Below are 18,843 nucleotides of genomic sequence, written 5' to 3'. Positions count from 1 at the left end.
CTGCGGGACGTGCATTTTCATAACGCTGCTATCGGTGAGGCCGGTACCAGCCAACAGCTTGTGCACATTCTCGGGCTGGTCGGACTGGCGGCTCTGGCAACCGCTATCGTCAATTACATTAATCTGGCAACGGCCCGTGCCGGGATGCGCGCCAAGGATGTTGCAGTACGCAAGATCCTTGGGGCCAGCCGTTTCTCTCTTGTTGTCCGGTTCATGACAGAAGCTGTTCTTCTGGCTCTGGGGGCGGCTGGTCTTGCTCTGACCCTGACTGAGAGTGCCGTGAGGTGGGTCAATGCATTCGGCGGATGGCAAATCCCGTATGAATGGGCGTTTATTCTGCCTGTCACACTGGCTATTGCCGTGCTGGTGGGGAGTGTTGCCGGTCTTTATCCCGCCTTGGCTCTTTCCGCGTTTCGGCCTGTTGAAGTCCTTTCTGCAAGCAGGATGCCCGGAGGCGGCAGGCTGGAGCGCAGGATACGGAACGGGCTTGTGGCGTTGCAATTCACTTTCGCCATCATTCTGGCCATCTGCACGTTGGTCATGACCCGGCAGGCGACCTTCATCCAGACGCTGGAGCGTGGGATGCCCACACATGGGCTGATCGTGATCGATGCCTTGAATGATGACAGCCTGAAAACCCGGCAGGCGGCTCTTGTCTCCCGTCTGGCTGAAGTGCCGGGAGTCACCACGGTCTCCCGGTCCGATCTTTATCCCCATCACATGTCTGACCGCGATAATTGGAAGCGGCCAGGCAGCCCTGTCACTTTCGGGCTTCAGTGGGGGTACGCAACGCCGGGTTATTTCGAGACGATCGGGGCAACGCTCATTGCAGGACGCCTGTTTGATGAGGAGCATGGGCAGGACTACGCTCAGGGAACGTCAACGGCGGAAAATGCCGGAAACGTCATCATTTCGCGTCTGGCCGCGCGCCGCTTTGGCTTTACTTCTGCTGAACAGGCCGTCGGACAGGAGGTGCAGCCTGCGTCCGGAGACGGAAAATATCGCATTATTGGCGTGATTGAAGACATACGCCTTGGTGGCGTTCATGAGCCTCTCGCCCCTTTCCTTCTTTTTGGCACCAAAGCCTCTGTGAATTACGCCGCCGCGTTGGTGCGTTACTCAGGGGCTACGGAACAGACGGAAATGGCCCGGCTCCGCACGGCATGGGAAGAGGCTGCGCCGGACGTACCGTTTTCCGCCCAGACTGTTTCTGATATTCTTGCTGAAGATTACCGCGCGGATGCAAACCATAGCGCGCTTTTCAGTATCGGGTCTGCTGTCGCTGTGGCCATTGCCTGTCTGGGGCTTTATGGCCTGTCAGCCTTCAGCGTCACACGCCGGATGCAGGAAATAAGTATCCGCAAAGTCCTTGGTGCAACCACGCAGGATATTCTTTTTCTGCTTGTCAGCCAGTTTCTGCGGCCGGTTGTGCTCGCAAATCTTGTCGCATGGCCCGTGGCATGGCTGTTGATGCGGGAGTGGCTTTCCACGTTTGATCAAAGGATTGCGCTTACACCGCTCCCCTTTCTCACCGTGATGCTCATGGCGCTTGCCATCGCAGCACTTGCGATTTTCAGTCAGGCGTGGCGCGCGGCAAGAAGCCGGGCAGCGTATCTCTCTTCAAACCTGTAACGCAGAGGTTCAAAGCCACAGCGCACAAAGCAGAAAACCAAATTCCCTGAGCACACGACATCCGCTGGCGGCGGGATAACGGGGCAGAGTGTATCCTGTACTCTGTTTATCCTGCCTCCCGGCAGGCGTATGCCCGTGGCTGAGGGCGATAGTTCATAGCTCAGGGGACTATGATTCATCAGAAGGAGCGCCTCTGCATGATTATTCAGTGCGTGAGGCTCCGGTTCATGTGGGGTATTCGCATGTTTCCCCCTCACGTTCATTTATGAAGGTTTTATAAAACACTGTAATTAATTTTCACTTTTTCTATTTTCCGTGCGATGTCATGAGCCTGTTTTTGTATCACAAGGCTTTCCGCATGACTGTTTCAAATGCACTCGGATCGAACATTTTTGCCGCATTGGAGGATGCTCTTGCCAGCGCCGGGGTTAACCCGAGCGAACTGGCGCAGTTGTTTGGCAGCATGACACAGAGTGGCCCGGTCGCCCCTGGGCCTTCTGGACACTCTCTCGACACCATAGCAGCCCCCGCGGCTGAACCCACACCGCCTCCCGCAGCGTCAGGCAATGCCCCTGCTGTGGCGGATCATGCCACCACCACGCCCCCGGCAAGCGTTTCAGCAGGAAGCGGCAGCAATACGGTCACGATTGCCAATACCAGCTCTCATGACGAGACCATCGGGGAATTCATGAATGGTGGCTCGACAACAGCGCCTGTTGCAGAAATTACGCTCAAACCCGGTGAAAGTGGCACACTGAGCTACGCCAACGGTCAGGGTGGTTATATGGCCGAGGCTGATTCTTCTGGAAAATATCAGTCAACGGCATCCCGTCTGGAATTTTATGCGGATGCAAACGGCATCAATAATACAGACGTCAGCTATATTGATGGCCGAAATGCCGCCATTCAGGTTTCGGACGATCAGGGCAAGACGGCTGGCGATACAAAAAGCATTGCAGGCTCCGCCCCTGAAGGCACCGTCACGCATGACGCCGCCGGCAACGCAACCGTGGCCGGATGGTATGATGGGTCTACCTCCACCATGCAGGCCGGGGGCGCTTATATGCAAAATGAACTGGGGACCGGAAACGCCTATATTCACCCCGATGATGACCAGAACCGGGCCAGCGGCACCAACCCGATGACGATGGCACAAGATAAAAGCCAGCATTATACCGCAGACTTCGGAAATGCCTGAGTTTCTCCCCCTGCCCCGGCTTCCGTGGCAGGGGGTGTTCCGGGTGTTCTGAACGCATCTTTGCGTGGCACTCCGGCGGAATTCGTGCACAAACCTGCAATCGGGTAATAGAATTTCCGTTTTCTAGCCCGCTTTATATGACACCGGCTTTGCGCATACACTGAATGGTTGTCTGGAACGCATCCTTAGGCAGCAGATTGCCAAGTGGCACGCGGGACGCCAGAAATTTGGTGGACTCATCATCATCCACCATCGGGATGCCCGCGGATTTCACATCGTCCAGAAATGCTGAAACGGCCCCTTTTGCCGAACGGGCTACAAGGGCTGGCACAAGAACGTCCGGCGGCGCATACTGGAATGCAAGGGCAATTTCAGAATTATAAACAACAAAAGTCGCGTGTTTCAGTCCCATGCGCACGTTGCTGCTCATTGCCGCACGCCGTTCCTGCCGCTGGGCCCGTTTGATCAGCGGATTTCCTTCCGAGTTCTTGTGTTCTTTTTTCTGCTCCGTGCGTGTCATCCGCATTTCCCGCCGGAAGAGCAGGCGCTGAATACCCAGATCGAGACAGCCCAGAACCAGAAAACAGAAAATTGCTGAAAGCAGCAGTGGCCACACCATAACATGAACAGCATCCGGCACGCAGGTCGGCCCACAGGCAGGCAGATGCACCAAAGCCCGCACGTCTGATTTGACAACCAGAACAAGGGTGCAGAGAACGGCAATAAATTTCAGAACGATTTTCAGGCCGTCAATCATATTGCGCAGCGAGAAAATGCGCTGGAACCCGCTGACAGGATTAATGCGCTCAAATTTGGGTGCCAGAGGCTCGACCGAGAAAACCAGCCCGCCATTTCCCACCAGTGCTGCAAGAACAACGGTAGAAAAGAGCAAAGCCAGCAAAGGCAGAACAAATCCGATAAACAAGGCGGTCAATCGCTGGAGAACCAGCGGCAGGGCAACCTCCAGCGGCTTTTCGGCCAGAAGCGCTGTGTCAGACAGAACGGCTCCGAGTTGGGCAAACAGGTCCGCGCTGCGCAAGGCCACATAGAAAATCGCCGTGACCGTTGCAATCGCACCGACAAAATCCTTACTGTTGGCTACCTGCCCTTTTCTGCGGGCCTCCCGCAGTTTTTTGGCCGAAGCAGGAAGTTCCTTGCTTTCACTTGTGTCACTCATGCGGCGTGCTGCCCGACCATCAGCTTCAGGGCATCAAAAAAGGCTGGCATCCGGGCAATATCCTGCCGGACAAAAAGACACAGATAAGAGGTATAAAGGGTCAGGACGAAAAAGAAGACAATATTGCGCGCGCCCATTGCGTGGTCATCCACACGCAGGGAGGGAGCGGCCCGGCTGACAATACTCAGGGCGATATCTGAAAGCAGCATGGCCAGCAGCATGGGCAGGGCCAGGCTGAGGGCAGAGACCAGCATGTCATCCAGCAAGCCCAGCACCAGCACCGGAAACTGCCGTGAAAAGTCCGGCAGGCCCGAGAGCGGCCCCCAGATGGTCCAGCTCTGGTAAAGGCTGTCCAGCATCATCTGCAAGCCGCCAGAGGCCGCGAAATAGGTAATACCGAGCAGCAAAAGGAATGTACCGGTTATGGAGACATCCTCAAACCCGGCCGGATCATTAATCCGCCCCTGTGTCGCGCCGCGCTGCAAATCAAGAACGTCTCCGGCCACATCCAGCATCCAGAACGGCATACCCAGCAAAAGCCCGAGCACGCAGCCCAGCGCCCCTTCCTTCATGCCCAGCACCATCAGGCTTATGCCTGTTTGTGGCGTCTGGTTCAGGAGTGCGGCAATCATGGGCACGGCGGGAAGCGCCAGCACCAGCGCCATGGCCCCGCGTAACAGGCCGGTAATCTGGAAACGGGAGAATGCCGGATGAATGGCCAGCAGCCCCATGGGGCGCGCCATGGCAAAGCCCAGCGCCAGCAGCCAGTGCTGAAGCTGCCCCAGAATCTCCAGCAGAAGCGGGACACTGGATGGTGGTGCGCTCATCGCCAGCCTACCGTGTCAGGGTCGGAAAGGAGTCAAACACCTCGGCTGCCTCACGCTCCAGCGGCACGGCAAGCAGGGAGCCCCCGAACAGAAGCAGCAGAATGACCGTCAGCAATTTGAAGGTCATGGGCAGGGACTGGTCCTGCACCTGTGTCACAGCCTGTAAAATCCCCACAACAAGCCCTACCGCCATCGCGGCCAGCAAGGGCAGAAGCGCCAGATACAGAACCAGAGAAAGTGTGGACTGGAAGTGGAAAACCAGCTGTTCAGACATGATGCGCCGTCATGTTGCGTAGCTCAGGACCAGGCCGTGAATAAGCCGTGTCCAGCCCGTAATGGCCACAAACAGAAACAGCTTGAGCGGCACGCCAATGGTGGAGGGAGAAACGGACGACATCCCCATGGCCATGAGAACGGCCGTCACCACCAGATCAATGGCAATAAAGGGTAGATAGAGCAGAAAGCCGATTTCAAAAGCCCGCTGAAGCTCGGAAAGCAGGAAGGATGGCAGAACGATCAGCAGATCATCCGGGGCGGCTTTCAGGCCGGATGCAGGTCCCCACACACGCATGGTCGCATTGGTGAAAAATTCGCGCTCTCCGGGGCTGGTGAAGCGGAGCATAAAGGCTTTTACAGGCTGCTCCGCCCGTCGTGCCGCTGCCATCATGTCCGAAAGCGTCATGTGGTCTACGGGTGTTGTCACCGCTGCCGCGTAGGCGCTCATCACCACAGGGGCCATCACATAGATGCTCAGGAGCAGGGCAATGCCATACAGCACGATATTTGGCGGTGTTTGCTGAATACCCAGCGCATTGCGAAGCAGAAACAACACAACGGCAATCTTGATAAAGCTTGTCATGGTGACAGCCGCAAACGTTACAAAACCGAGTGCGGTAATGCCGACAAGAACGGCTGAAATGTCAGGGGTGACGAGACTATTCACGCCCGAAAATCCTCACCACACGCACTCCGGCAGCCCCTTCAACATCCACCAGTTCACCCGTGCCGATCTGGCGGCCGCCGACACAGAGCCGGATGGGCGTTTTAACGGGGGCAGGCAGCGCGAGAACACTGCCCGGCCCAAGTGCGCGCAGTTCTGCCAGCGTGATGGTCTGCTGGCCCATTTCAAAACTGATCGTGACAGGAAGCTCCATGTCTGATGTCACGTCATCTGTCGCGGTCTGCATGCCGTTCGGGGTCCTGTTCTTGTCTGGTTCGTCCACCGGCCCCTCCTTTTTTTCCGGGTATGTCATGCCGCTTTCCAGAACCCAGCCTTTAGCCTCGTCCCACTGCGCCCGGGCCTGCCCATGGTTTTCAACAACCAGCGCAGCCCGTGCCGGGCTACCCTCTTCAAACAGCACGACATCACCAGAATGAAGGCTGGATAAAACGGCCAGCGGCAGCGTTGTTTTTCCAATACGCAAGGCTGTTCTGACAAAAACCGCGTGCTCAGGGAGCGGTGCCAGCGGCCAGAGGTCTACAAGCGCAACCAGAAGCGCGCGAGGGGCCTGCAAGGCCACAGGCCAGCTTTGTCCGTGGGCTTCCAGAACGGCATAGCGGGCATCTCCGGGCGGTAAGGCCTGCCCCATTCTGAGAAACCGGATTTCGGTGGCCAGCGCCCGCTCCAGCCGGGCAAAGCATGCCTCAACAGCCAGAATACTGAAAAGAGCCTGCATTTCAGGCGTCAGGCTGCTTTCAGTTCCTCCTTCCTGCGCAGCGAGAACGGCCAGAAGCGGTTGTGCTGCGAACATCCTGAAGGGCTCATTGCCCATGCGCCCCTCGTAACAGACCCATGGCCCTTCCCATGGCTGGATGCGATCGTGCAGAACAAGCGCCTCTCCCAGCCGCAGGGAAACACGCGGTGCTCTGCTGCCTGTCTGCTGCCTGCTTTCCTCCCGGCTGACGGTTTCCGGCACATAGCGCGTCACGGCTGTCTCTTTCATACCGGATCATCCACGTTGCGATGAACAAACAGCATGTGCGCTTGCTGATCGCGCATCATGTCCTCTCGCAAACGCTCATGTTTTTTATACGCACGCGTCAGCCTGAGTTTCAGCGCATCCCTGCGGGCCGTGGCGTTTCGGACAGAAACGGCTTCCTGCTCAGCCTTTTTCAAAGCGCCCTGCGCCTGCCGGGCGGCCTGTTGCGCTTTGCTCTGATTCACCCTGTGGTCTTCAACAGAGGCAAGTCCTGCCTGATCTTCTGCCCGCAAAGTCCGCACTGTGGCCTCGCTCAGCTCCAGCCCCACACACCCCTGCCAGCGCTGGTGGCGGGCTCTGGTCTGCTCAAGCACATCCTGTTCATACGCGGCAGCCGCATTCGTGACATCCTGCCGCGCCTGCATGACCTGCATACGGGCCGCCGCAACCTGACGGCTGGCCTGTTCTTCCCGGAATGTCTGGATGCGGGCCAGCACTGTAACCTGCCTGAGCCTCAAACGATCTGATTCAGCCATGTCACCACTCTGGCAAACGGCGTGATGTCCCGTTCGTCCTGTTTCAGAAACGTCCTGATTTCACCCATTTTCGCCAAAGCTTCATCCGCCTGCGGGTCACTCCCTGACTTGTATTCTCCAACCTCAACCAGAAAACGCACTTCTTCATACCGATGCAGCAGCGCCCTTAACCGGGATGCTTTTTCGCAATGGAGAGCATCCGCCACCACATTCATCAGGCGGCTCCGGCTGGTCATCACATCAATGGCGGGATAATGCCCGGAGGCCGCCAGCGTGGGAGAAAGAAGAATGTGCCCGTCCAGAATACTGCGCATTTCTTCCGCAACCGGGTCTCCCTCCCCTTCCACCAGAACGGTGTAGAAAGCCGTGATCATTCCGGGGCCTTTCCGCTCATCCCCCGGCCCGGCGCGTTCCAGAAGGCGTGGAAGTTCCGCCATGACGGAAGGCGGAAAGCCGCCCCGCCCCGGCACTTCCCCCGCCGCCAGCCCCACCTCGCGCAGAGCCCGGGCATGGCGGGTCATGCTATCCACCACCAGCAGGACATGGTTGCCCTGATCCCGAAACCACTCGGCAATGGTGGTAGCGCTCATCGCGGCCCTCACACGCTCCAGCGGCGGGCGATCGGATGTGGCGACAACAAGCACCGTGCGCGCCCGTGTCTGCGGGTCCATCTGGTGTTCCAGAAAATCCCGCACCTCACGCCCACGCTCACCCACCAGCGCCACAACGACAACATCCGCACTGGTTCCGCGCACAAGCTGCCCGAGCAGCGTGGATTTGCCGCCGCCTGCCTCACCGAAAATACCAACACGCTGACCTTTGCCGCATGTCAGCAGGCCATCAATCACGCGCAGCCCCGTTGCGACAGGCTCGGTCACCCGGTGCCGAAACAGGGCGGAAGGCGGTGCCTCCGCGCACGGGCGTTCCTCACACTCCGGCAGGCTTTCACCGTTAAGCGGGTGGCCGAAGCCGTCCAGAACCTGCCCCAGCAAACACTCTCCCACTGGCACCTTCAGCGCCCCGCCTGTCCGGTAGACAAGGCATCCGGGCACAATGCCCTGCATGCTGCCAATAGGTGCGAGCCGAACAACCGGCCCTTCAAACCCGACGACTTCAGCCAGAAGCTCCGCATCCTGCAAAATAATACGGCAGCATTCACCCAAACCCGCACCATCCACCCGTGCGGAAACCAACCCGCCGGAAACGCGCAAAACCCGACCCAACACCGGCCGTGGTGAGGCTGCCTGAAGCCGCTGTGCAAAAGCGCCAAGATCCGTCACGCAGCCGTACCTTGCCATAAGGCCCGTAACTGGGCCGTTACATCCAGGCGGGTCTGGCCCTGTTCATGCTGTAAGAGGCACTCACCCGGTTTCAGGGTTCCGCATTCCATAACACTCAGGCCTGCAAGAACGCCATCGTCCTGATGTAGACTCATTTTAAGGGAATTGCCTTCAGAAACAGGCACTTTTACCACCAAACCCATCTGTTCTGGCAGATCAGTCAGAGCAGTTCTGACCAGCCGCATCACTTTCTCGTCCCGGGGGAGATCATCAATCAGGCGGCGCGCGATAAGGAAGGCGAGATCCGCAAGACTGTTTTCACAACTCTGCATATACGCGGCTATCTCAGCCTGAGCATGCTCACGGGCTTCTGCACGCAGTGCCTCGCACTCTGCCTGTGCTGCCTGCCGCAAGGCATCGGCCTCCCGGCGCGCTTCTTCCAGACGGGCTTGAGCCTCTACCTGTGCCTGTGCACGGATCTCCCGCGCATCTGTCAGCGCTTCAAATTGAGCGGAGCGGATAACGTATGGTGAAGATGGATCACGCGTTGTCATGAAGCCTCTCCATCACAAAGGCTTCCACCAGATGCTCCGGGTGTTGCAGAGGCGCTTCCTCATCCTCGCTTCGGGTCGGCAGCAGGAGATGCACGCGTACCGCAATAGGGCGCGGTTGCGCCACACACCATGCCCTCAGGCAGGCAAGGCCTGAGGCGCGAATGGTCTGTGCCAACGGGTCCGTATTCTGTGAGCTTCCGTGTCCTGCTAAATACGTCATGCCCCAGACCGCATCCTGCATGAGCTGTGGCGTTGTCTGGTCTGCAAGCTTGCGGAGCGCCTCCCCGTTTATCACAGCCATAATTGCCCGGGCGTAACACGCACACCCCAGCCTGAGCGCCAGTACGGCCAACTGCCCCGCTTCCAGTGTGAGGAGATATTTCTGGGGGGGAGTCAAATCAGGCGGCAGCTCACCTCCCAATTTTTCTTTCAGGCACCCTTCCAGAAGGGCTCGCGTGTAAACGCTGGCCGCCAGCCGCTCAATGGCCTGTTCAGAAACATGCAAAAGCCCTGCTGCCAGAACGCGATCTCCCATGTGGCGATCCACCGCCGGTTGCTCCGTTTCCTGTATCATTTACCTGCCCCGGAGCCGAAGGCGATCAAACAGGTCCGGCCAGCGCCGGTTAACCAGAATACCCGCGCCAAGCACGATCACCAGAGCAGGCAGAACCCCCAGGATTTCCCACAGCAGCGGGCTTCCTGGCGAGGTGGGGAGCACCGGAACATCTTTTTCCGCAACGGGCACCATGACCACGGAAACACGATCATAACTCAGCCCTTCCACGCTATCCGCCACCAGTTGCTTGATCTGGGGCACCAGATGCTGCGCGGCGCTCTGCTCCCGATAACGCACAAACACTGAGGCGGATGAGGGTGTCGGCTCCCGGTTAAGCAGGTCATTATTGGGCAGCACAACCTGCACACGGGCCGTCAGGACCCCATCAATATCCGAAATCGTGCGGGACAGTTCCTGCCCCAAAGCCCACAAAAAACGCGCACGTTCCTGTTGGGGGGAGGACACCAGACCGGACGCCTGAAAGACATCCCCCATGCTCTGAAAGCTCTGGCGTGGATACCCGGCCTCATGCAGCAAAGCCACTGCCTGAGCAAACTGCCCCTGCTCCACACGCAGCGTATCACTGCCGTCCTTTTGCTGAATTTTATCAGCGCTCACGCCATGCTGGAGCAGCAGTGCCAGCATGATGTTGGCATCATCCTCCACAAGCCCGGTCATCAGCTCTGTTTTGCAGGCACAAAGCAGCAGGAGGGGGATAAGGAAAAACGCGGCTTTAAGCGCACGAAAACGCTGGAGCAGCATTATTGCCCCTTCAGAAGGGTATTGAAAATTTTCGTTGTCTCCGTTGAACCTTTGCTGACGAGTGTGGTCTCGATCGCAAATGTGTAGGTTGCCTGAATCTGGGCAACAAGCTGTGCGGCATTTGCCGGGTCAGAGGGGGCTTGCTCCGCCTGCGTGGCGGGCTGCGCCCCCCATTGGTTGAGGTAGCTTGAAATGCCTTCAAGCTTCTGGCTCAGCGCCTGCCCCATAGCCGTTGCACCGCCTGTCTGATCAGGAACAAAGGAAATTTCCTGCCGCATGGCCTGATGGAATTCCGCGCCCAGCTGGTCAGACATCTGGGGTGTTGCAGAGGTTTCCTGCATATCCGGAGCGGCTGCGCCCCCGGCCTGCGCTCCTGTCAGGCCAGACACAGCCCCAATAGCATCAGACATCAGAAAAACCACCCGTTAATGTTGTGACAGACATTGCGTTTCATACAGTCTCTTGGATCAGATCAGCGTGTCTGCGTTTTGCAATAGCAGCAGTTTTTTTTCAGTTGTGTGACAGTTTTATTGCCCGGCCAATTTTGTATTGCACCGGAGAGCATCACGCGCTCTAAAAGGCCTCACCGGACGGGTGGTTTGGAAAATACTTTGAATGACTGACTGTTTATCGAAGGTTTTCAGTTTTGCTGTTCTAGGTGGCCTTCTTATCACCTCACCTGCGGCGCTTGCATACAGAAAATGGGAGAAGAACCCATTTTCTTATATTGCCGTAGATCAAAATATTTCTTCTGTTCTAAAGGAATTTTCTTACATTAATGACCTTTCTATAAATATTTCAGAAAAAATACATGGTCAGGTTCGTGGTCGGTGGCTCAATATAACATCCGAAGACTTCCTTCAGAAAATGAGCCGTCTTTATGATTTTGATTGGTATGATGATGGAGGGGCTCTTTATGTCAGCAGTAAATCGGAGCGCTCTACACAAATTGTACCTTTGCACGACCATTCTCTTTCTCAGTTGAGGGTGGAGATGCAGCGGTTGGGGCTTTTTGATGAACGATTTGAGTTGAATGCCGGTCCTGCCAATGACACGGCAGTCATATCCGGCCCGCCAAGGTTTATTGCGATGGTCCAGCAGACGCTTCAGTCCTTATCGCCGGAAGCGCGCCCTGTGAGGCGATCCAGTGATAATGGGCGGCACCTTACGCTTTTTCGGGGGTCTTCTGTCTCCGATATTGTTGTTCATTGATACACGAAAGACCTTTGCCATGAGTGAGAGTGTTCAGGGTGTGTCACCCTCAAGTGCTGGAACCCAGACTGATGGAGACAGCGATGCGCTGGGTTCTGAATTTGGGAAAATGTTGCTGAAATCTGGCTTGATGTTCTTTCAGGGGCTGCAGTCAGATGTGACTGACGCCATAAGTGATAACACCAGCGATCCTGACGAGCCGTTCTAAAGTTTCCCTACTTTTTAAATCTGATGAGGAAAATCAATGTCTGTTTCCATCAATAACTCCGGGAATAGCGATCTCGCTGTTAGCAAGATTCCTGTTGGCAACGATTTCACTCCAGCCCCCGCTGTGACAGATCTGCAGGTTTCGGGCAACACCATTGATACCGGCCGTTATCTGATTACCGCCAGCAACAGCTATACCGCAGGCGCAGCCTACAACTATCACTCGGCTGATGATGGTTTTGTGCGTATCTATGACAAGCAGACCAATACCTATGTTCAGGTCTTTGGTGACCCGCACCTTGAAACCAGCAATGAAACGCACGGTGAATTCACGCAGGATGGTCTTGTGATCAACCTGGCCGATGGAACGCAGGTGCAGGTGCAGCCGACCGCTGAAAACAACGGTGTTTCCCACATTAACGCTGTTTCCGTAACCAAAGACAACAAGACCTCTTTCATTACCGGTCTTTATAACGATGCAGGCACCGCTCAGGTGCAAATCTCTGCCCCGCAGACCGGCAATGCCTTTCAGTTGAACAACACGTTCGACTCTTACAGCGATACGGTGCTGAATGTCGGTTCTTCACTGAACGACCTGCGCTTCGCGGATAACTCCTCCCTGCCGACCTCAGGCAATACCGCGCTGGATGATCATGGTGGTGGTGTTATGGCATTCCTCGACCAGCGCGTTCCGATGCAGTCGTTCGATGCCGCAATCCTGGCAGGCACAACTGTGGCCGCGCATGGTTCGCAGGGTGTCACGGCGCCGGAATACTCCGCAGCATCCGTTGCCAATCTCAAGATCGAAACCGGTTACGGTCAGTAATCAGTTTCCGATGCAGGCTGCTTCTGCGGCCTGCACCTCTCCGCTCCGCCATTCCGGAGTAAACCATTAAGCATTGTGCTTAAGTTTTAGAAACAGGACTATTCACATGAGCGATACTTCTGGCGTTTCCGGTGCTTCCAGCTCCAGCATCGATGGCGAAATCGATAAAATGACCTCTGCATTCAACACGGCGATTGAAACCAACGAAAAAATCACCGTTGTGAAAACCGAAAAAGGTGCTGAAGAAACTGCAGCCCAGCAGCGCCCGAATATCGGCTGAAAAACGAAGTGTTCCGGCCTCTGGCCGGAACACATTCCCTGCCCTATGAAGCCCGGACAAACAGTTACCACTCTTTCCGCCCCATGGCTGGTTATAAAAAGCGGTCCTCAGGCCGGATGCTCCCTTGCTCTGCAAACGGGAGCTCTTTGTGTTGGGAAATCGCTTGATAATGACGCCGTCATCGCTGATATGGCTCTTGCGGACAAGCATTTCAAAATTCAGAAGACATTTTTCGGAATAAAGCTCGTTGCGCTGGAGGGATCTCTCCAGCTTCCATCCGGTAAGGTGCTAACGAAAAACTCTTCTTTTCTTTCACGCAAAAGTCTCGAATTTTCAGCGGGCAACACTAATTTTGAACTTGTCGTTCCAAAGCGGATCAACGCCAGAACATATGGCCTTGCTGGGATTCTGGTTGTCCTGCTGGGTTTTGCTTACCTCAGCAGCGTTTTCCCGCGTCATTCTTCACGGCCCACATCCCCTCTTCCTTCGGTCTCCTCTGCGCAGCAAGGTGATGGAAACGCTGCACACAGCATGCAGCACGCCTTGCAGGAAAAACTTGCAGCGCAGCATCTGAGCGCCGTCCGTGTGTCTGCCACAACTGATGGTGCCGTCATCGCCAGCGGGTCAGCACAGCCTGAACAACGCGCGCTCTGGTCTGCCACAAAACTCTGGTTTGACGAGACATATGGCACCCACGCCCTGCTTCTGGACCATGTCTCCTTCACCCATGTTGCCACGCGCTCCCCCGTGCAGATTGCCGCTGTTGCTCTGGGGGCTGCCCCCTACGTTATTGATATGAGTGGCCAGCGCCTTCCTCCCGGCAGTGTTGTGGAAGACGGCTGGATTATAGATCAGATCCTGCCTGACAGCATTCTGCTGCATCGCGGCTCGGAACATCTTACGGTACACTTTTAATGCCCGCACAGACAGACACTGAAAATCATCCGCTGCATCATTTTTTGATGCGCCTCTCCCGCAGGCAGGATCTGCTTCTGGTCGCCTTGCTGGTGCTCACGGTGGGCATGATGATTCTGCCGATGCCCACCATGCTGGCAGATATCCTGATTGCGCTGAATATCAGTATTTCCACCGTGTTGATGATGGTGGCTGTCTATATCAGCTCCCCCGTCATGTTTTCCACACTGCCTGTCATTATTCTGATCACAACAGCATTCAGGCTGGCTCTTTCCATCACCACCTCACGTATGGTGCTGGTAGAGGCCGATGCCGGGGAAATTATCCGCACATTTGGTGAATTTGTGATTTCAGGGAATGTCGTGGTGGGGATCGTTGTGTACCTCATCATCACCATTGTGCAGTTTCTGGTTATCACCAAGGGGTCCGAACGTGTTGCGGAAGTCGCCGCACGTTTCAGCCTTGATGCGTTGCCCGGCCGCCAGATGAGCATTGATACCGACCTCAAGAACGGTGACATCACGCAGGAGGAAGCCCGAAGCAGGCGGAACAGGCTCCAGAAGGAAAGCCAGCTTTACGGCGCCATGGATGGTGCCATGAAGTTCGTCAAGGGCGATGCCATTGCCAGCCTGATTATCATTGTCGTCAATCTGATTGGCGGTATTGCCATCGGATGCCTGCAAAAGGGCATGACGTTTTCCACAGCCCTGCAGACCTACTCCCTGCTGGCCGTGGGGGATGGTCTCATAGCCCAGATCCCTGCCCTGCTGATCTCCCTGACGGCCGGTGTGGTTGTCACACGCGTGACGCATGAAGATGGTGGCGGCAATCTTGGCAGGGACATTCTTCAACAGATCAGCGCGGAACCCTTCTCTCTTCAGGTTGCGGCTGTTGTTATGGGGGCTCTGGCGCTTGTTCCCGGTTTTCCAGCGGCGGTTTTCCTGTGCTTTGGCGTTATTCTGGGCGGGGCGTCCTGGGTGCTGCTCAAACGGCACCAGCGCGAGCAGGCAACGGCTTTTGCCAACTCCGCAGCACAGCACCACACACTTTCCACCAGCCTGAACGTGCTGGTCAGGCTGGGCACGGCGTTTGCCCCGCAGCATGACGCACTCCAGAAACAGATCACCAGCCGCATCCATCAGCTTTCTGAACAGCTTGGCCTGACCCTGCCCGCCATTCAGATGATTGTTGATGCCCGGCAGGAGCCAAACAGCTTCAGCATTGATAGTGATGGTGTCCCGGCCCTTCTGGCACCGCTTGATCCGGACCTTGTGTTTGTTGAGGAACTGCCGGATGTCATGCAGGAACTGGGCCTTGATTTCTGTCGCACGCAGGGGCCGTTCGGGCCAGAGAGCATTGCGGTTTCCTCCTCCGCACGCCCTGCCCTGCAGGAGGCTGGTCTGCTGAATATCTCCCCTGCAGACTTTATTTGCCGCACGGCAGAAGCAACGCTCCTTGCGCATGGCGGGCAGTTGATCGGCATTCAGGAAACGCAGACTTTCATACGCCGCACAGAAAAACTCCTGCCTGATCTGGTGCGTGAAGTCGGTAAAGTCTGCCCTCTACCGCGCATGTCCGATGTGCTCCGCCTCCTGCTGGAAGAACGTGTGGCCTTGCGAAATGTCAGAACTATTTTTGAAACCATTGCAGAGGCTGCACCCCGAGAGCAGACAACGTCCGGGCTTGTTGCGTGTGTGCGCCGTGCGCTGCGGCGGCAGATTTGTCACCAGTTTTCCAATAATGACAAAGTTCTTGCGGCAATCGGTATTGATGCGCCTCTGGAAAATACTTTGCGTTCCCTGCTGCAAAACGGGCCGCAGGGCAGACAGATCGCCCTGGACCCTGTTTCCGCACAACGGCTGATTGAAACATCCCGCACCCTTCTGGCCCCCTGCCTGCTGCATGACCGTAAGGGTGTTCTTTTGGTGGCACCTGACCTGCGCCGCCCGGCATCCCTGCTGCTGCGGCATTATGGATTAAGCGTGCCTGTGATATCCTATGATGAAGTCGCTCCGGAATTCTCCGTCAAGCTTTATGGAACGCTCTCGGAAGCCATTCTGGCGTCTTCTCCCGCTGCCTCTGAAGCAGCCTGACCCCCTGTTCTCTCCCTGCTTCTCTCGTGGACTTTCCATGCTGCTTTCCAGACCCGCGCTGATCTTCTGTCTTCCCGCCCTGTTGCTGACAGCCTGCGTGCAGGCGCCGCCCTCAACGCCGGACACCTCACGCCTGATGATGCAGGCTGCACAAAACCCCGATGCTCTCGCCCGCATAGGCCAGACGGCGCTTCAGACGGGTGACGTCACTACGGCTGTCACATTCTACAGCCGCGCTGTCACGCTGCGCCCCGACCGTATTGACCTTCAGATTGGTTATGCTCAGGCCCTGACCGCAAGCGGAAAAGCCAATGATGCTCTTGGTCTTCTTATGCCTCTGGCGGCAAAAAATCCTGATAACGCCCGGCTTTATCTTGTCACAGGTCGTCTGTTGATTGAAGCCGGGCGGGCGCGTGAAGCCCTGAATATTCTGCAAACCGCGCAGCATCAGACCCCTTCTGATATCCATATTCTTGTCGCTCTTGGGGTGACACTGGACACTTTGGGGAACCAGCAGGCGGCTCAAGGCTATTATCAGCAGGCACTGGCCCAGAACCCCGATGATATCGCGGCGCGGACTGACATGGCTCTCTCCCTGGCCCTTTCCGGTTCATACCCTCAGGCTTTGGGAATTTTGCGGCCGTTACGCGGTGAGCTTGCCGGCACGGGCCAGACCGCCCATGCCGCAGCCGTGGAAAATGCTTTGGCGCTTGTGTATGGCCTGATGGGAGATCACGCGATGTCTTCCGCCATTTTGCGGCATCGCCTGTCTGAGCAACAGACGCAGGAAAATCTGGCGTTTTATGACGCCGTGCGGCACACGGCGGCACAAGCTCCGCCCTCTCCCTGAGAGCGCGGTTAACGCGGCCTGACTCAAGGAATAGGGCTGTTCTGGCTCTGTGTGTCCGTCGTTACGCCACCAGTCACCCCGCCTCCTGCCATCCCATTCCCGGAAAGCCCCGTGCCCAGAGCATCTGATGGCAGAGCCGGCTGCTGCCCCTGGTTCAGGCGTCGTACCCCCAGAGCCGCACGCTCTGCCGAGGACGGATGAAACGCCGGGGAACGATACAGATCGCTCGGGTCTGCCAGCATCTGTGCCAGATTATTGTTCTGCACGCAGCGCCCGACATTCTCGATACTGGGGGTTACGTCACCCAGCCAGCCAGAACGGATCACCTTTGAACAGTCCGGCAGGGCAACCTGAGAGCGGCTTAAAATCAGGCGCGGCTGCACAAACGGGTATCGCGCGGTGACAGGTGCGATATGAATCCTGTCCGGGTCCAGCCCAAGCGCCATCAGGTCCGGCACAAGGGCCGCGGCTTTTCCGGCCTCCAGCCCCACAATATCTGTGCTGATTTCAGTCTGGCCGCCAAGTGCCGCCATTGCCTGCCGCACCAATACTGGTTTGAATGCTCCGGTATACATGAGCGGAACCGTCCGCTGTTCGGTATGCAGGGCGACAGGAAGCGTTTTCTCAGGGTCGGATTGCGTCGCTTCACAGCCACACAGTGCCAGAAGCACCAGTAAAACAGTCTTGTTCACTCGAATACAAACCCCGTGCCATGAAGATGCGGCATCCGCTCCAGATCCTGCTGATCTGTCATTCGCCCGTAGAAAAAACGCTCCAATTCACTGGGCTGATGAACATGCCTGAGTGGATCATCCGGCGTATGGAGGGGGTCAACCGGCTTGACCAGATAGGGCGTGATAATAATCACCAGCTCACTCTGGTCCCGCTGGAAGCGTGAGGAACGGAACAACTGCCCCAGCACCGGAATATCCCCCAGAATGGGAAATTTTTGCACATTATTATCCGCGTCATTTCGCAAAAGGCCCGCAATGGCAAAGCTTTCGCCACTGGCAAGTTCCACTTCAGTCTCGGCGCGGCGCGTGGTCAGGGCTGGCACGGAAAGGTTATTAAGCTGATAACTCCCCGAGCCCGATAACGCGCTGACAGTCGGGCGAACCTTAAGATGGATCAACCCGCTCCCCAGCACAGTGGGGGTAAAGGCAAGGCTCACGCCATACTGCATATACTGGATGGACATGACACCCAGAGCTTGCGGTACGGGAATAGGGAACTCACCCCCGGCAAGGAAAGTGGCCGTGCTGCCGCTGATGGCTGTAAGGTTAGGCTCCGCCAACAAGGTTACAAGGTGCTCGTTCGCCATGGCGTCCAGCACCGTCTGCGCATTGACATGGCTGGTGCTGGCCCCACCGAACAGGGATGCGGCCGCATTCTCCGCGATTGATGCGGATTGCAGGCCGAATGCAAAGCTTCCTGCCTTGATGACGGTAGACCAGTTAAAGCCGATCTGCTGCGCCACACTGCGCGAAACCTCGGCAATTCTGATCCGCAGATTGACCTGAAGAGGATGCGTAACCCCCATCTGGTTTGCCAGAGGGTGGTCCTTGCCCTCCACGCCGCGCGCTGCCGTTGCCAGATGGTCTGCCTGATCCGCATTCGCGACCGAACCGGTCATGACGGCGCCATTGGGAGATGTCTGAAGGGAAGCGCTCTCTGATTCCGTCTGGGCACGCGGGGTAAAGACTGTCTGATCAGCCTCAACACGGATTGTCCACGAAGCAATGGAATCACCGTTCTCATCCAGAGCAAAAAGCGTTGTGGTTCCGGACTTTTTCCCAAGGATGAAAATCTTGTCTTCCGAGGGGATCTGAACATCCGCAATTTGCGGCTCCGCCACAAAGACGCTTGCAGCAGCGCGTGAAAGGCTGAGCATATGCCCTCCCCCCACGCTTATCTGAATCGTTTCTGCCCTGTGCGCCTGGGCAACCTGCCCGGCATCCGTGCTGCGGGCCACTCCAGGCTGAGTGTAAACAAGCCCGGATAAAGCCGTGAGACTCAGAT

General features: G+C 56.8%; 22 protein-coding genes. 9 read left to right on the top strand and 13 right to left on the bottom strand.

Features of this window, described 5'->3' with window-relative positions:
• Positions 1–1,632, top strand: a 1,632-nt coding sequence (locus tag GOB82_RS07540; RefSeq protein WP_166121731.1) for an FtsX-like permease family protein, incomplete at its 5' end; no start/stop codon positions are given.
• A gap of 358 nt (positions 1,633–1,990) precedes the next feature.
• The gene (locus tag GOB82_RS07535; protein ID WP_166121729.1) at positions 1,991–2,830 is read left to right on the top strand and encodes a hypothetical protein; all 840 of its coding nucleotides are present in this window, start codon (positions 1,991–1,993) and stop codon (positions 2,828–2,830) included.
• Positions 2,831–2,963: 133 nt separating this feature from the next.
• Here the strand turns inward: GOB82_RS07535 and GOB82_RS07530 are convergent, their stop codons facing one another.
• Genes GOB82_RS07530 through GOB82_RS07480 form a run of 11 tightly spaced genes read right to left on the bottom strand, consistent with a single transcriptional unit; the run spans position 2,964 to position 10,851 of the window.
• Positions 2,964–4,007 carry an EscU/YscU/HrcU family type III secretion system export apparatus switch protein gene (locus GOB82_RS07530; RefSeq protein WP_166121727.1) on the bottom strand — a complete coding sequence of 348 codons (1,044 nt, stop codon included), beginning with the start codon at positions 4,005–4,007 and terminating at the stop codon, positions 2,964–2,966.
• The gene (gene sctT, locus GOB82_RS07525) at positions 4,004–4,834 is read right to left on the bottom strand and encodes a type III secretion system export apparatus subunit SctT (protein ID WP_166121725.1); all 831 of its coding nucleotides are present in this window, start codon (positions 4,832–4,834) and stop codon (positions 4,004–4,006) included. Before sctT ends, GOB82_RS07530 begins: the two co-directional genes overlap by 4 nt.
• A gap of 7 nt (positions 4,835–4,841) precedes the next feature.
• The gene (locus tag GOB82_RS07520; protein WP_166121723.1) at positions 4,842–5,108 is read right to left on the bottom strand and encodes a flagellar biosynthetic protein FliQ; all 267 of its coding nucleotides are present in this window, start codon (positions 5,106–5,108) and stop codon (positions 4,842–4,844) included.
• Between the two features lie 9 nt (positions 5,109–5,117).
• Positions 5,118–5,777: a type III secretion system export apparatus subunit SctR gene (sctR, locus tag GOB82_RS07515; protein ID WP_265794442.1), complete on the bottom strand. Its 660-nt coding sequence runs from the start codon at positions 5,775–5,777 to the stop codon at positions 5,118–5,120.
• A complete protein-coding gene (gene sctQ, locus GOB82_RS07510) occupies positions 5,770–6,777 on the bottom strand; it encodes a type III secretion system cytoplasmic ring protein SctQ (protein ID WP_166121721.1) in 1,008 nt (335 codons plus the stop codon). The genes sctR and sctQ overlap by 8 nt, the downstream gene beginning before the upstream one ends.
• On the bottom strand, positions 6,774–7,289 hold the full coding sequence (locus GOB82_RS07505; protein ID WP_166121719.1) for a hypothetical protein: 516 nt from the start codon (positions 7,287–7,289) through the stop codon (positions 6,774–6,776). Before GOB82_RS07505 ends, sctQ begins: the two co-directional genes overlap by 4 nt.
• A complete protein-coding gene (locus GOB82_RS07500; RefSeq protein WP_265794443.1) occupies positions 7,268–8,569 on the bottom strand; it encodes a FliI/YscN family ATPase in 1,302 nt (433 codons plus the stop codon). Before GOB82_RS07500 ends, GOB82_RS07505 begins: the two co-directional genes overlap by 22 nt.
• On the bottom strand, positions 8,566–9,123 hold the full coding sequence (locus tag GOB82_RS07495) for a hypothetical protein (protein ID WP_166121714.1): 558 nt from the start codon (positions 9,121–9,123) through the stop codon (positions 8,566–8,568). Before GOB82_RS07495 ends, GOB82_RS07500 begins: the two co-directional genes overlap by 4 nt.
• Positions 9,110–9,697, bottom strand: a complete 588-nt coding sequence (locus GOB82_RS07490) for a hypothetical protein (RefSeq protein ID WP_166121712.1) — start codon at positions 9,695–9,697, stop codon at positions 9,110–9,112. The genes GOB82_RS07495 and GOB82_RS07490 overlap by 14 nt, the downstream gene beginning before the upstream one ends.
• Positions 9,698–10,441, bottom strand: a complete 744-nt coding sequence (gene sctJ / locus GOB82_RS07485) for a type III secretion system inner membrane ring lipoprotein SctJ (protein ID WP_166121710.1) — start codon at positions 10,439–10,441, stop codon at positions 9,698–9,700. It lies immediately after the preceding gene.
• Positions 10,441–10,851, bottom strand: coding sequence for a hypothetical protein (locus GOB82_RS07480; protein WP_166121708.1), 411 nt, complete (start codon positions 10,849–10,851; stop codon positions 10,441–10,443). Before GOB82_RS07480 ends, sctJ begins: the two co-directional genes overlap by 1 nt.
• A 205-nt stretch (positions 10,852–11,056) precedes the next feature.
• On the opposite strand from GOB82_RS07480, the gene GOB82_RS07475 reads away from it, so the two are divergent.
• The 7 genes from GOB82_RS07475 to GOB82_RS07445 all read left to right on the top strand — a co-directional run bounded on the left by GOB82_RS07475 (position 11,057) and on the right by GOB82_RS07445 (position 16,824).
• A complete protein-coding gene (locus tag GOB82_RS07475; protein WP_166121706.1) occupies positions 11,057–11,653 on the top strand; it encodes a hypothetical protein in 597 nt (198 codons plus the stop codon).
• A gap of 19 nt (positions 11,654–11,672) precedes the next feature.
• Positions 11,673–11,861 (top strand): hypothetical protein, encoded by a 189-nt coding sequence (locus GOB82_RS07470; RefSeq protein WP_166121704.1) that lies wholly within the window; start codon positions 11,673–11,675, stop codon positions 11,859–11,861.
• A 36-nt stretch (positions 11,862–11,897) separates the two neighbouring features.
• Positions 11,898–12,686, top strand: coding sequence for a DUF1521 domain-containing protein (locus GOB82_RS07465; protein WP_166121702.1), 789 nt, complete (start codon positions 11,898–11,900; stop codon positions 12,684–12,686).
• Between the two features lie 106 nt (positions 12,687–12,792).
• Positions 12,793–12,966, top strand: coding sequence for a hypothetical protein (locus tag GOB82_RS07460; RefSeq protein WP_166121700.1), 174 nt, complete (start codon positions 12,793–12,795; stop codon positions 12,964–12,966).
• Between the two features lie 531 nt (positions 12,967–13,497).
• Positions 13,498–13,881: a SctD/MshK family protein gene (locus GOB82_RS07455; protein ID WP_166121698.1), complete on the top strand. Its 384-nt coding sequence runs from the start codon at positions 13,498–13,500 to the stop codon at positions 13,879–13,881.
• Complete coding sequence (sctV, locus tag GOB82_RS07450; protein WP_166121696.1) at positions 13,881–15,974, top strand: type III secretion system export apparatus subunit SctV; 2,094 nt, start codon at positions 13,881–13,883, stop codon at positions 15,972–15,974. The genes GOB82_RS07455 and sctV overlap by 1 nt, the downstream gene beginning before the upstream one ends.
• A gap of 37 nt (positions 15,975–16,011) precedes the next feature.
• Complete coding sequence (locus GOB82_RS07445) at positions 16,012–16,824, top strand: tetratricopeptide repeat protein (protein ID WP_166121694.1); 813 nt, start codon at positions 16,012–16,014, stop codon at positions 16,822–16,824.
• A gap of 23 nt (positions 16,825–16,847) precedes the next feature.
• Here GOB82_RS07445 and GOB82_RS13405 read toward each other — a convergent pair whose 3' ends face one another.
• Both GOB82_RS13405 and GOB82_RS07435 read right to left on the bottom strand, forming a co-directional pair.
• Entirely contained in the window at positions 16,848–17,516 is a 669-nt protein-coding gene (locus GOB82_RS13405) for a CpaD family pilus assembly lipoprotein (protein WP_166121692.1), read from the bottom strand.
• Complete coding sequence (locus GOB82_RS07435; RefSeq protein WP_265794444.1) at positions 17,513–18,796, bottom strand: type II and III secretion system protein family protein; 1,284 nt, start codon at positions 18,794–18,796, stop codon at positions 17,513–17,515. Before GOB82_RS07435 ends, GOB82_RS13405 begins: the two co-directional genes overlap by 4 nt.
• Between the last annotated feature and the right edge of the window lie 47 nt (positions 18,797–18,843).

Source organism: Acetobacter farinalis, from assembly GCF_011516935.1.
Taxonomy (GTDB): domain Bacteria; phylum Pseudomonadota; class Alphaproteobacteria; order Acetobacterales; family Acetobacteraceae; genus Acetobacter; species Acetobacter farinalis.
Note: the sequence above shows the minus strand (reverse complement) of the source record. Positions and strands in the feature narration are given on the sequence as shown.

Coding starts and splice junctions, on each gene's coding strand:
- GOB82_RS07530 (WP_166121727.1), bottom strand. CDS start 4,007: ATGAGTGACACAAGTGAAAGCAAGGAACTTCCTGCTTCGGCCAAAAAA.
- sctV (WP_166121696.1), top strand. CDS start 13,881: ATGCCCGCACAGACAGACACTGAAAATCATCCGCTGCATCATTTTTTG.
- GOB82_RS07475 (WP_166121706.1), top strand. CDS start 11,057: ATGACTGACTGTTTATCGAAGGTTTTCAGTTTTGCTGTTCTAGGTGGC.
- GOB82_RS07460 (WP_166121700.1), top strand. CDS start 12,793: ATGAGCGATACTTCTGGCGTTTCCGGTGCTTCCAGCTCCAGCATCGAT.
- GOB82_RS07520 (WP_166121723.1), bottom strand. CDS start 5,108: ATGTCTGAACAGCTGGTTTTCCACTTCCAGTCCACACTTTCTCTGGTT.
- GOB82_RS07470 (WP_166121704.1), top strand. CDS start 11,673: ATGAGTGAGAGTGTTCAGGGTGTGTCACCCTCAAGTGCTGGAACCCAG.
- sctQ (WP_166121721.1), bottom strand. CDS start 6,777: ATGAAAGAGACAGCCGTGACGCGCTATGTGCCGGAAACCGTCAGCCGG.
- GOB82_RS07495 (WP_166121714.1), bottom strand. CDS start 9,123: ATGACAACGCGTGATCCATCTTCACCATACGTTATCCGCTCCGCTCAA.
- GOB82_RS07490 (WP_166121712.1), bottom strand. CDS start 9,697: ATGATACAGGAAACGGAGCAACCGGCGGTGGATCGCCACATGGGAGAT.
- GOB82_RS07455 (WP_166121698.1), top strand. CDS start 13,498: ATGCAGCACGCCTTGCAGGAAAAACTTGCAGCGCAGCATCTGAGCGCC.
- GOB82_RS07505 (WP_166121719.1), bottom strand. CDS start 7,289: ATGGCTGAATCAGATCGTTTGAGGCTCAGGCAGGTTACAGTGCTGGCC.
- sctT (WP_166121725.1), bottom strand. CDS start 4,834: ATGAGCGCACCACCATCCAGTGTCCCGCTTCTGCTGGAGATTCTGGGG.
- GOB82_RS07445 (WP_166121694.1), top strand. CDS start 16,012: ATGCTGCTTTCCAGACCCGCGCTGATCTTCTGTCTTCCCGCCCTGTTG.
- sctJ (WP_166121710.1), bottom strand. CDS start 10,441: ATGCTGCTCCAGCGTTTTCGTGCGCTTAAAGCCGCGTTTTTCCTTATC.
- GOB82_RS07465 (WP_166121702.1), top strand. CDS start 11,898: ATGTCTGTTTCCATCAATAACTCCGGGAATAGCGATCTCGCTGTTAGC.
- GOB82_RS07480 (WP_166121708.1), bottom strand. CDS start 10,851: ATGTCTGATGCTATTGGGGCTGTGTCTGGCCTGACAGGAGCGCAGGCC.
- GOB82_RS07535 (WP_166121729.1), top strand. CDS start 1,991: ATGACTGTTTCAAATGCACTCGGATCGAACATTTTTGCCGCATTGGAG.